Raw genomic sequence first — 11,558 nt, forward strand, 5'->3', positions numbered from 1 at the left:
CTTTCCTGACTGAGATTGCTCTTTCATCGTTAAGGCAAAAAAAATGGCCCCGCAAGGGCCATGGGTGAAACACTTCTGAACATCAGACCAGATGGATCTGATTGTAGGTTTCGTTGTAATCGCGACGAAACTGCGCCAGTTCAAAAGGCTCGATGTCCAGTTCAGCAAAGTAGAACAGCGCCAGTTCGGCGTGCTCACTGCTGAGCTGCGGCGGCAGGTGCGCGCGCACCAGAATGTTCCGCCAGCGGACAATATTTTCCGGCGAAGCATCTTTGATAAATGTCTGATAAATAAAAACAACGTAGGCCGCTTTGCGGATCTCTTCAGCATAGCCACCGCTGATGGAGCGGATAAACATCTGGCTCTGTCTTTTGCCCATTTCCAGCAGCATTGAATCAATGTAAACCGGCTTAATTTTCAACAGACTGGCGAGAGAAGCGTTCGCTTTACGGGTGTCTGCCGTCATAAACCAATAACCCACAATAAAAACCACAACAATTGCAGCAAGCATAATCCATATCATTCTGGACTCTGGCCTCCGGCCTTTTCTGGCGTGATGTGAAAGGTGCATGCAACACCCGATGCTGCGAGTTTATCTGCTAATGAAAGGAAATACGTGAAGGTGTGACAAAGAATTTACGCTCCGCGACGCCGGGAGACCTCGCGGAACGTATTCAGGGCATTAATGTGCCAGTGTTTGCTGGCATAAATACTGATAAATCTGCTGAGTATCTTTATCCGAACACAACCGCGTGCCGATGTTCAGTGTCGCTGCGCTGCCCGCAGCAACACCGAAGCGCACAATGTCGTGCAGATCAGCACCGGCGGCGAGTTTGAGCGTCATCGCGCCCACCATGCTGTCACCGGCACCGACGGTACTCATTTTTTTCACCGGCGGCGGAACCACCTGGAATGCGCCTTGCGCATCAACGGCCAGTGCACCCTGCGGCCCGAGTGAAACCACGACGCGCTCGGCTCCGCCTTCGCGGATAATTTTCTGCGCCGCGGCCAGCACGTCGCCCGGATTTTCCAGAGGCCGCCCGACCAGTGCAGAAAGCTCATTCTGGTTTGGTTTCACCAGCGCCAGACCGCCCAGTTTCAGGCCCGCGGCCAGTGCATCACCGGAACTGTCGAGAATGCAGCGCAAACCGGCGTCCTGCGCTTTGCGGATAAGATCGGTGAGCGCGTTAATGTGCGTCCCGGGTGGCAAGCTACCGCTGATCACCAGAATTGAACCGGCAGGAATATTTTCAATTTTTGCACTCAGGCTGGCGAATTCAGATTCCGTCAGCCGCGCACCGGGCATGACAAACCGGTATTGCTCACCGGTATTTTCGGTATGAACATGCAGGTTTTGCCGCGTCCAGTCCTGGGTTTCAATTGTTTCGGTGGCGATCCCTTCATCAAGAAGTAACTGCTTCAGATGCTCCCCGGTCGGGCCGCCAATCGGGAACAGCGCCGTCGCCTGCCCGCCGAGGTGGACAATGGCGCGGGCAACGTTAATGCCGCCTCCGCCCGGCTCAAAGACCGGCGCGGTACAACGCAGTTTCCCTTCGGGATAAATCTTGGGTGTCAGTGTGGCACTGTCGAGTGAAGGTGCCAGAGTCAGCGTAAAAATTTTGGTCATCATCGTTCCCTCAGTTTTCCAAAAACTCTCCTGAGGTTAGCATCCTGATCTGATTTTGCAGCCTCTGATTGCGTATTTAGTAAGCGAGATCAAACCTCCTTGCCGCGGAGCATTCTGTCACGGTAAGGTCAACGGATGTTCATCAAAGACACGTAAAAAAGAGTCAACTTTTAAGGGAGTAAGCGATGGCCAGAAATATTGAGATTAAAGCGAAGGTTGATGATTTTTCCGCACTGTACGAAAAGATTGCGCTGATATCCGACGGACTGCCGGACATTATTGAGCAGGATGATACCTTTTTTATCTGCCCGCACGGACGTCTGAAACTGCGCACGCTGGCGGTGGATCGTGGCGAACTGATTTTCTATCAGCGACCGGATCAGGCAGGGCCGAAAACCAGCTACTACACGCTTTCTGAAACTCACGACCCTGACAGTCTGCGCGAAACGCTCACACTGGCCTACGGTGCGGCTGGCAGGGTTATCAAACAGCGAACGCTTTTCATGCTCGGCCAAACCCGTCTGCATCTCGACCGCGTAAAAGGGTTGGGCGATTATCTGGAGTTTGAAGTGGTGCTCGAAGATAGCGAAACACCGGAGCAGGGCATTGCGATTGCTGAGGATTTGCTTGAACGGCTGGGGATCGACCGGCAGGAACTGGTGGATCAGGCGTATGTCGATTTGCTTAATCAGAAAGGCAAACATCACCACGCGTAAACCGGATATCACGTTGAGAATTGCCGCCTTCTTTTAACCGTTCGGTCATGAAGAGGGCGGCAGCGAGCTTTCGGATTACTTCGTTTCTTCCAGCGAATACGGCAGCGGCTGGATACTTAAATGGCTGGTTGTATCATCGCGAACGCGCAGGCTGGCGCCGGCTTCCAGGTCGTTGTTAAGAACGGCCTGAACCCAGACGGTGCCATCACTGAGCTGAACTGCCGCCAGCACGGTGCCGGTTCGACGCCAGTTTTCACCAAGTTGCAGTTCGAGATCGTCAGCCGGAGCCGGTACTTTTGAGGCTTTACCGGATAACCAGTACAGCGCGCGCTTGTTCGCACCACGGTATTTTGCCCTTGCGACCATCTCCTGACCGGCGTAGCAACCTTTGGTGAAACTGATCCCGTCCAGCGCCTGAATATTGGTGGCTTGCGGGATAAACTGCGCAGTATTGGCGGTATCAATAACCGGGAAACCGGCTTCAATATCCAGCGCCAGCCACTGCTGGCTGTCGTTGCGCTGCGCCTGCTCACCCAGTTCTTCCACTACCTGACGGGCTTTTTCCGGGCTGGTGACAATCAGAAAACGTTCAGCGGGCAGGGAGAAATGCAACAGAGTCGTTTCATCCTGCTGTACGACCGGCTGTTCTGCTGTTGGCAGCGTCGAGAATAACCCCGTCAGCGCAGCGCTGGCCTGAAAACCGGCCACACCGAGCAGCACCACGTCATCATCGGCGGTAAATGTAATTTTCGAAAACACGGCGTATTTCTTTATTTCATTCAGCTGCATGTCGCGCAGATTGCGGCGCTCGATATAGGCCATGCCATCGCCACGTGTGAACAGACGCAGGTTGCTCCACATTTTCCCTTTAGCGTCACAGTGGGCGCAAAGAATGTGGTGATCGACCGGCAGGGCATCGATGTCTGCCGTCACCTGACCTTGCAGGTATTTCACCGTATCGGCGCCGGTCATGGTCACCAAAGCCCAGTCTTCCAGTGAAATCAGGGTCAGCGGCAGATGCGAAGACGCTGAAGGTTTTTGCGGTGGAAAGGGGAATGCGTTAGCCATTTTCTTATCCCGGTCAATGAAATGTGACTGATGCCTCATGGTAAAAGAGCCCACCGCCTTTGAAAACAGTTATTGGTGCCTTTTACGGGATGCCTTCCAGAGAATGTAAAGCCAGTGACAGGTTTGCAGCAGGTTTTACGGCACATCACGTAGATTGACAAAACAGGGCACTGAAAAGTTACTTATGACGGCTGACGGCTGATAGAATCGCTTTCTAAATAAAAGAATTCTCATTCTGTATCCCCAAAAAAGAGTCTCATTATGGAAAGCAAAAACCAACTGGATATCAATAATCGTTCCCGTATTCACTGGGCCTGTCGTCGCGGTATGCGCGAGCTGGATATCTCCATCATGCCGTTTTTTGAACATGAATATGATTCGCTGCCCGATGCCGACAAAGAACTGTTTGCCCGTCTGCTGACTTGTGACGATCCGGATTTGTTCAACTGGCTGATGAATCACGGCGAGCCGCAAGACACAGAATTGCAGCGCATGGTGGCCCTCATTCAGACTCGAAACAAAGCCCGTGGCCCTGTGGCGATGTGATCTCAGGGTGTCCTGGCGCAGTCAGCTCATTTCACTGGGGTCTTACGGTGGTGTGATGTTACTGATTTTGCTGGCACCCTGGCCTGCCGGCTACTGGCCGGTATGGATGACATTACTTTTGCTGGTGCTGTTTGAATGCATCCGCAGCCAGCGCCGTATTACGGCCCGCACCGGCGAAATTGTCCTGCTTGAGGATAACCGCCTGCTATGGCGTGGCCATGAATGGCAAATTAAGCAGCCGGTCTGGATGATAAGCAGCGGGGTGCTGCTGACATTGCGTCGTGAAAAACGCAAAGGCGGGCTGGCGCAGGCGATGCGCAGCTCAAGACAGCGGCTATGGCTGGCGTCTGACAGTATGGGGCCGGATGAATGGCGGCACTTGCGCCAGATCTTGCTGAGTGGAGATCCCCGTAGCCCGGCTGAACCGGGCTGATATCATTACTTGTTCGTTCGCGAACGGCTACAGCAAGGCGTCCATTTCCAGCAGGATCTGCTCGCACCACTGTTGCAGGCGCTCGTCGGTGAGATCAAACTGATTTACGTCGTCGAGCGCGAGGCCGACAAAATGTTTACCGTCGGCGCTGAGCGGTTTCGGGCTGGTGAATTCGAAACCTTCCGTCGGCCAGAATCCGATGAAGCGAACGCCCATCGGGAGCAACTGATGGTAAAGCATGCCGAGCGCGTCGAGAAACCACTCGCTGTAACCGAGCTGGTCGCCCATGCCGTACATGGCGACAATTTTTCCGCGCAATTTTAGCGTAGGCAGCTCATTCCAGACGGCTTCCCAGTCTTCCTGAATCTCGCCGAAATCCCATGTCGGGATGCCGAGGATCAGGATGCTGTAGTCTTCCATCTTATCGGGATCAACATCTTTAATGTTGTGCAAATCAACCAGCTCTTCGCCCAAAATATCGCGAATTTTCTCCGCGGCCATTTCGGTGTAACAGGTGCTGGAACCGTAGAAAAGTCCAATTTTCATGCTTGCTGCCATAACGTCATCAGAATACGAATGGCAGGCAGTGTAGCAGATTTGGGCGAATGAAAGGCATAATGGCGGGTGTAGTCTGCACGCAAGCAACAGGAGTCGGGATGCCAAAACAAGATAATGCAGGCCATCAGGAGCTAACGCCTGAACAGGTTGCGCAAGCCGTCAATCAGGCCGATCAGGGCCTGACGGAACAGTTTCTCGATATGCTCTGGATTGAGCGCAATCTCGCAGAAAACACGCTCTCCTCTTATCGTCAGGACCTGAAATCACTGCTGGGCTGGCTGCATCACAACGAAACAGATTTGCTGCACGTCAGCGCCGAAGATTTACAATCTTTCCTGTCTGAGCGCATTGAAGGCGGCTATAAGGCGACCAGCTCCGCGCGTTTGCTCAGTGCGATGCGTCGCCTGTTTCAGTACATGAACCGCGAATCAGTGCGGCAGGATGACCCGACGGCGCTGTTGTCCTCGCCGAAACTTCCGCAGCGTTTGCCCAAAGATCTGAGTGAAGCGCAGGTTGATGCGCTGCTGGCCTCGCCGGTGGTGGATGTCCCGCTTGAGCTGCGTGATAAAGCCATGCTCGAATTGCTCTACGCCACCGGTTTGCGTGTCTCCGAACTGGTCGGGCTGACGCTCAGCGATATCAGCCTGCGGCAGGGTGTGGTGCGGGTTATCGGTAAAGGTAATAAAGAACGGCTGGTGCCGATGGGCGAAGAAGCGGTGTACTGGCTTGAGAATTATTTCGAGCACGGAAGGCCGTGGCTGCTGAACGGTCAGTCTCTGGATATTGTATTCCCCAGCAACCGGGCGCAGAAAATGACGCGGCAGACATTCTGGCATCGCATCAAACACTATGCGATCCTTGCCGGTATTGATGCGGAGCGGTTATCCCCCCACGTGTTGCGCCACGCATTTGCCACCCACTTGTTAAACCACGGTGCAGATCTCCGCGTTGTGCAAATGTTGTTAGGCCACAGTGACTTATCAACAACTCAAATTTATACCCATGTAGCGACTGAACGACTCAAACTGCTACATCAACAACATCATCCCCGCGCGTGACGTGCCAGGGAAAAAGGACGAAATGATGAAAAAAGGTTTAATGCTGCTGACCCTTCTGGCTGCGTGTATAAGCTCCGCGGCGCAGGCTGACGATGCTGCAATCAAAGCCACGCTGAACAAGCTGGGAATGAACAATGCCGAAATTCAGACGACGCCGGTCGCCGGCCTGAGCGCGGTTTCCACCGACAGCGGCGTCATTTACATCACTAATGATGGTAAACACGTTTTGCAGGGCCCGATGTACGACGTCAGCGGCAGCCAGCCGGTCAATGTGACCAATAAAGCGCTGGTGAAAAAGCTCGATGCGCTGCAAAACGAGATGATTATTTACAAGGCCAAAAACGAGAAGCACGTGATCACCGTCTTTACGGACATCACCTGCGGCTATTGCCATAAGCTGCATCAGCAAATGCAGGACTATAACGACCTCGGTATTACCGTGCGTTATCTGGCGTTCCCGCGTCAGGGGCTGAATTCCAAAACTGAAAAAGATATGCAGTCCATCTGGTGTACTGGCAACCGCAAAACCAGTTTTGATGCGGCGATGCGTGGCGATGACATTACGCAGGCGACCTGCAAAAGCAGCGATATTGCGAAACATTTCGAGCTGGGCGTGCAGTTTGGCGTGACAGGCACTCCGGCCATCGTGCTGGAAGACGGTACTTTGATCCCGGGTTATCAGCCGCCAAAAGAAATGGCCGCGATGCTTGACCAGCGTGATCCCTCACATAAAACCGGTGGTTGATTTTTCGTGACCTTGCAGACTCAACTTCGCCGCCGTGAGGTGGCGACTGGCGTGGATCTTCCCGCTGAACTTTCCCCGTTATTGCGCCGGTTATATCTGGCCCGTGGCGTTAAGCAGAGCAAAGAGCTGGAGCGCAGTGCGGCAGGTTTGCTGCCGTATCAGCAACTTGATGGCATCGATACTGCGGTGAAATTGCTGCAAAAAGCCCTGAGCGAGCGGATGCGCATTATTATCGTCGGCGATTTTGATGCCGATGGCGCAACCAGTACGGCGCTCACGCTGCTTTCTTTACGCAGTATGGGCTGCGGTAATCTGGATTATCTGGTGCCGAACCGTTTTGAAGACGGCTACGGCCTCAGCCCGGAAGTGGTGGAACAGGCGGCATCGCGCGGTGCGGAGCTGATCCTGACCGTCGATAACGGGATTTCATCGCACGCTGGTGTGGAGCTTGCTCACGCCAAAGGCATTCAGGTGCTGGTTACCGACCATCACCTGCCGGGCGAAACGTTGCCGGATGCCGAAGCGATCATTAACCCCAATCTGCACGGTTGTGAGTTCCCGTCGAAATCTCTGGCGGGCGTTGGCGTCGCGTTTTATCTGATGCTGGCGCTGCGCAGTGCGTTGCGCGAAAGCGGCTGGTTTGAGCAAAACAATCTGACGGTGCCGAATCTGGCGGAGCATCTGGATCTGGTGGCGCTGGGCACGGTGGCGGACGTTGTGCCGCTCGATGCCAATAACCGCATCATGGTTTATCAGGGTCTGAACCGCATTCGCGCGGGAAAATGCCGTGCAGGTATTCGTGCGCTGCTGGAAGTCGCCGGTCGTGAAGCCCGTACGCTTTGTGCCAGTGATCTGGGTTTCGCGCTCGGGCCACGGCTGAATGCTGCCGGTCGCCTCGATGATATGTCCGTCGGCGTGGCGTTATTGCTCAGCGAAGATATCGGTCAGGCACGTGCGCTGGCCAGCGATCTGGATGCGCTTAACCAGACGCGTCGCGAGATAGAGCAGGGGATGCAGGTCGAGGCGCTGGCGCTGTGCGACAAACTTGAGCGCAGCACCGACGCATTACCGTTCGGGCTGGCGATGTACCATCCGGAATGGCATCAGGGCGTCGTGGGTATTCTGGCTTCGCGCCTGAAAGAACGGTTTAACCGGCCGGTGATCGCGTTCGCACCAGCGGGCGACGGTATTCTCAAAGGTTCTGGCCGCTCAATTGCGGGTTTGCACATGCGTGATGCGCTCGAGCGCCTGGATACGCTCAACCCCGGTCTGATGTTGAAGTTTGGCGGTCATGCGATGGCGGCAGGTTTGTCACTCGAAGAAGGCAAATTCGACGAGTTTCGCGATCGTTTCGCTGAACTGGTGGGGGAATGGCTGGATCCGTCACATCTCGAAGGCGTGGTCTGGTCGGACGGCGAACTTTCCGGGCATGAGCTGACGATTGATACCGCAGAAATGCTGCGCAATGGCGGTCCGTGGGGACAGGCATTCCCGGAACCGACGTTTGACGGCACTTTCCGTATCCTTCAGCAAAAGCTTCTGAAAGAGCGCCACCTGAAACTGATGATTGAACCGCTGGGTGGGGGGCCGCTGCTCGACGGCATCGCGTTTAATATTGATCCGACGTTCTGGCCGGACAGCAGCATTCGCGAAGTGCAACTGGCATACCGTCTGGATATCAATGAATTTCGGGGAAATCGCAGCGTTCAGCTGATCATCGAACATTTGTGGCCGAAATAAGCGGTTTTCATCCCGAATAAACCCTGCAAAAAAACGGCTCGTTGCTATAAAAAGACCGCTAATTCCGTTAGAATCGGCGGTTCGAATGGCATTGGGCCAACTCCGAATCTAACGTAAGACGCGAAAAATCATGTTTGAAATTAATCCGGTTAAAAACCGCATTCAGGACCTGTCCGAGCGGACAGTCGTTCTTCGGGGGTATCTTTGACTATGATGCCAAGAAAGAACGCCTCGAAGAAGTAAACGCCGAGCTGGAACAGCCGGACGTCTGGAACGAACCTGAACGCGCACAGGCGCTGGGTAAAGAACGTTCCTCTCTGGAAGCTATCGTTGAAACCATCGATGAGTTGTTGCAGGGTGCCGAAGATGTGACCGGCCTGCTGGAACTGGCGGTTGAAGCCGACGATGAAGACACTTTCAACGAAACCATCGCTGAACTTGATGTGCTGACCGGCAAGCTGGAACAGCTTGAATTCCGTCGCATGTTCTCCGGCGAATACGACAGCGCCAGTTGCTATCTCGACATTCAGGCGGGTTCCGGCGGTACGGAAGCGCAGGACTGGGCAAGCATGCTGCTGCGTATGTATTTACGCTGGGCTGAAGCCAAGGGCTTCAAAACGGAAGTGATTGAAGAGTCTGACGGCGAAGTCGCAGGCCTGAAATCCGCGACCATCAAAATTATCGGCGACTATGCGTTTGGCTGGCTGCGTACTGAAACCGGCGTTCACCGCCTGGTGCGTAAGAGCCCGTTTGACTCCGGTGGCCGTCGTCATACGTCTTTCAGTTCCGCGTTTGTGTATCCGGAAGTGGACGATGACATCGCCATCGAAATTAACCCGGCAGACCTGCGTATCGACGTATACCGCGCGTCCGGCGCGGGTGGTCAGCACGTCAACAAAACGGAATCTGCGGTACGTATTACCCACCTTCCGACCAACATTGTGACTCAGTGTCAGAACGACCGCTCCCAGCATAAAAACAAAGATCAGGCCATGAAGCAGATGAAAGCGAAGCTTTATGAGTATGAGATGCAAAAGAAAAATGCGGATAAACAGCAGCTGGAAGACAACAAGTCTGACATCGGCTGGGGCAGCCAGATTCGTTCTTACGTGCTGGATGATTCCCGAATTAAAGATTTGCGTACGGGCGTCGAAACACGAAATACGCAGGCCGTGTTGGATGGCGACCTGGATAAATTCATCGAAGCCAGTTTGAAAGCCGGGTTATAAGGAACCAACATGTCTGAACAACAACAAGCCGCTCAAGGCGCAGAAAACGTACCAGATCTTAATAACGAGCTGAAAGCGCGTCGTGAGAAGCTGGCTTTACTGCGCGAATCCGGTATCGCTTTCCCTAACGATTTCCGTCGTGACAGCATTTCTGATGAACTGCATGCGAAATACGGTGAGAAGACCAACGAAGAGCTGGAAGCCTTAAACGTCGAAGTCACCGTGGGTGGCCGTATGATGACCCGCCGTATCATGGGCAAGGCGTCTTTTGTGACCCTGCAAGATGTCGGCGGCCGTATCCAGCTTTACGTTGCGCGTGATGACCTCGCGGAAGGCATCTACAACGAGCAATTCAAAAAATGGGATCTGGGCGATATTCTGGGCGCGACCGGTAAACTGTTCAAAACCAAGACCGGCGAGCTGTCGATCCACTGTTCAGAACTGCGTTTGCTGACCAAAGCGCTGCGTCCGTTGCCGGATAAATTCCACGGTTTGCAGGATCAGGAAGCGCGTTACCGTCAGCGTTATTTAGATCTGATCGCCAACGACGATTCCCGTAAAACCTTCAAGATTCGTTCTCAGATCATGTCTGGTATCCGCAGTTTCATGGTGGAAAACGGCTTCATGGAAGTCGAAACCCCGATGATGCAGGTGATCCCTGGCGGTGCAGCGGCGCGTCCGTTCATCACGCACCACAATGCACTCGATATCGATATGTACCTGCGTATTGCGCCGGAACTGTATCTGAAACGTCTGGTTGTCGGTGGTTTTGATCGCGTATTCGAAATCAACCGTAACTTCCGCAACGAAGGCGTTTCTCCGCGTCACAACCCTGAGTTCACCATGATGGAACTCTATATGGCGTACGCGGATTACAAAGACCTGATCGTTCTGACTGAAACCCTGTTCCGCACCCTGACTGAATCCGTTCTGGGCAGCAGTGTTGTGCAGTACGGCGACCAGACTTTCGATTTCGGCAAGCCTTTCGCCAAGCTGACCATGCGTGAAGCTATCTGCAAATACCGTCCTGAAACCAACGTCGCCGATCTCGACGACCTGGCAAAAGCGACCGCGATTGCAGAATCTATCGGTATCAAAATCGAGAAGAGCTGGGGTCTGGGCCGTATCGTGACTGAGATCTTCGAAGAAACCGCCGAAGCTCAGCTGATTCAGCCAACCTTCATTACTGAATACCCGGCAGAAGTTTCTCCGCTGGCGCGCCGTAATGATGAAAACCCTGAAATCACTGACCGTTTCGAATTCTTCATCGGTGGTCGTGAAATCGGTAACGGCTTCTCCGAGCTGAATGACGCAGAAGACCAGGCGCAGCGCTTTGCTGACCAGGTTTCTGCGAAAGATGCAGGTGATGACGAAGCGATGTTCTATGACGAAGACTACGTGACAGCGCTGGAGCACGGCCTGCCACCGACTGCGGGTCTGGGCATCGGTATCGACCGTATGGTGATGTTGTTCACGAACAGCCACACCATCCGCGACGTGATCCTGTTCCCGGCAATGCGTCCACAAACGCAAAAATAAGCTTCGCCGGAAACAACAAAGGGCGCTCCGGCGCCCTTTTTCGTGTCTGAGATCACGCCAGATGCTAACTGCTTAAAACTCCAGCGCTTATCCGCAATCACGCCTTGCTCCGCCGTCGTAACCGGTTATAATGCCAGTCGCACACCTTAGCGGGTGTAGTTCAATGGTAGAACGGCAGCTTCCCAAGCTGCATACGAGGGTTCGATTCCCTTCACCCGCTCCAAAATGTCCTCCAGTATTATCTCAGAAAGTCCTCCAAACCCAGTAAATACGCGCCTTAAGCCACTTTATCGCTCTAG

12 protein-coding genes and 1 tRNA gene are annotated in these 11,558 nt (G+C 53.9%); 9 read left to right on the forward strand and 4 right to left on the reverse strand.

Annotation, left to right across the window (positions count from 1 at the left end):
* Positions 1 to 82 precede the first annotated feature (82 nt).
* Together KWG64_RS21365 and pfkB are read right to left on the reverse strand one after the other, a co-directional pair.
* Positions 83 to 523: a DUF1198 domain-containing protein gene (locus tag KWG64_RS21365; RefSeq protein WP_152324873.1), complete on the reverse strand. Its 441-nt coding sequence runs from the start codon at positions 521 to 523 to the stop codon at positions 83 to 85.
* A gap of 159 nt (positions 524 to 682) precedes the next feature.
* Positions 683 to 1,627 carry a 6-phosphofructokinase II gene (pfkB, locus tag KWG64_RS21370; protein WP_218523102.1) on the reverse strand — a complete coding sequence of 315 codons (945 nt, stop codon included), beginning with the start codon at positions 1,625 to 1,627 and terminating at the stop codon, positions 683 to 685.
* Positions 1,628 to 1,812: 185 nt separating this feature from the next.
* On the opposite strand from pfkB, the gene KWG64_RS21375 reads away from it, so the two are divergent.
* Positions 1,813 to 2,343: a class IV adenylate cyclase gene (locus tag KWG64_RS21375; RefSeq protein ID WP_218523063.1), complete on the forward strand. Its 531-nt coding sequence runs from the start codon at positions 1,813 to 1,815 to the stop codon at positions 2,341 to 2,343.
* Positions 2,344 to 2,418: 75 nt separating this feature from the next.
* Here the strand turns inward: KWG64_RS21375 and ygfZ are convergent, their stop codons facing one another.
* Entirely contained in the window at positions 2,419 to 3,411 is a 993-nt protein-coding gene (ygfZ, locus tag KWG64_RS21380; protein ID WP_218523064.1) for a tRNA-modifying protein YgfZ, read from the reverse strand.
* 279 nt (positions 3,412 to 3,690) lie between these two features.
* Here ygfZ and sdhE point away from each other — a divergent pair, with 279 nt between their 5' ends.
* Positions 3,691 to 3,957 (forward strand): FAD assembly factor SdhE, encoded by a 267-nt coding sequence (gene sdhE, locus KWG64_RS21385; RefSeq protein ID WP_152324902.1) that lies wholly within the window; start codon positions 3,691 to 3,693, stop codon positions 3,955 to 3,957.
* Complete coding sequence (locus tag KWG64_RS21390) at positions 3,938 to 4,390, forward strand: protein YgfX (protein WP_152324876.1); 453 nt, start codon at positions 3,938 to 3,940, stop codon at positions 4,388 to 4,390. Before sdhE ends, KWG64_RS21390 begins: the two co-directional genes overlap by 20 nt.
* Before the next feature lie 27 nt (positions 4,391 to 4,417).
* On the opposite strand, the gene fldB is transcribed toward KWG64_RS21390, so the two are convergent.
* Complete coding sequence (fldB, locus tag KWG64_RS21395; protein WP_195815691.1) at positions 4,418 to 4,936, reverse strand: flavodoxin FldB; 519 nt, start codon at positions 4,934 to 4,936, stop codon at positions 4,418 to 4,420.
* Between the two features lie 110 nt (positions 4,937 to 5,046).
* Between fldB and xerD the strand changes: the two genes are divergently transcribed.
* The 6 genes from xerD to KWG64_RS21425 all read left to right on the forward strand — a co-directional run bounded on the left by xerD (position 5,047) and on the right by KWG64_RS21425 (position 11,482).
* Positions 5,047 to 6,006: a site-specific tyrosine recombinase XerD gene (gene xerD, locus KWG64_RS21400; RefSeq protein WP_218523065.1), complete on the forward strand. Its 960-nt coding sequence runs from the start codon at positions 5,047 to 5,049 to the stop codon at positions 6,004 to 6,006.
* 25 nt (positions 6,007 to 6,031) lie between these two features.
* Positions 6,032 to 6,751 (forward strand): bifunctional protein-disulfide isomerase/oxidoreductase DsbC, encoded by a 720-nt coding sequence (dsbC, locus tag KWG64_RS21405; RefSeq protein ID WP_195815693.1) that lies wholly within the window; start codon positions 6,032 to 6,034, stop codon positions 6,749 to 6,751.
* 6 nt (positions 6,752 to 6,757) lie between these two features.
* Positions 6,758 to 8,491: a single-stranded-DNA-specific exonuclease RecJ gene (gene recJ, locus KWG64_RS21410; RefSeq protein WP_195825476.1), complete on the forward strand. Its 1,734-nt coding sequence runs from the start codon at positions 6,758 to 6,760 to the stop codon at positions 8,489 to 8,491.
* A 130-nt stretch (positions 8,492 to 8,621) separates the two neighbouring features.
* Positions 8,622 to 9,720 (forward strand): peptide chain release factor 2 gene (gene prfB / locus KWG64_RS21415; protein ID WP_195815695.1). Its coding sequence is split into 2 segments (ribosomal slippage): positions 8,622 to 8,696 and positions 8,698 to 9,720, totalling 1,098 coding nucleotides; the frame shifts between segments, so codons are not numbered across the junction.
* Between the two features lie 9 nt (positions 9,721 to 9,729).
* On the forward strand, positions 9,730 to 11,259 hold the full coding sequence (gene lysS, locus KWG64_RS21420; protein WP_195825477.1) for a lysine--tRNA ligase: 1,530 nt from the start codon (positions 9,730 to 9,732) through the stop codon (positions 11,257 to 11,259).
* A gap of 149 nt (positions 11,260 to 11,408) precedes the next feature.
* Positions 11,409 to 11,482, forward strand: a tRNA-Gly gene (locus KWG64_RS21425).
* Positions 11,483 to 11,558 lie beyond the last annotated feature (76 nt).

This window comes from Rahnella sp. PD12R, assembly GCF_019200965.1.
Taxonomy (GTDB): domain Bacteria; phylum Pseudomonadota; class Gammaproteobacteria; order Enterobacterales; family Enterobacteriaceae; genus Rahnella; species Rahnella laticis.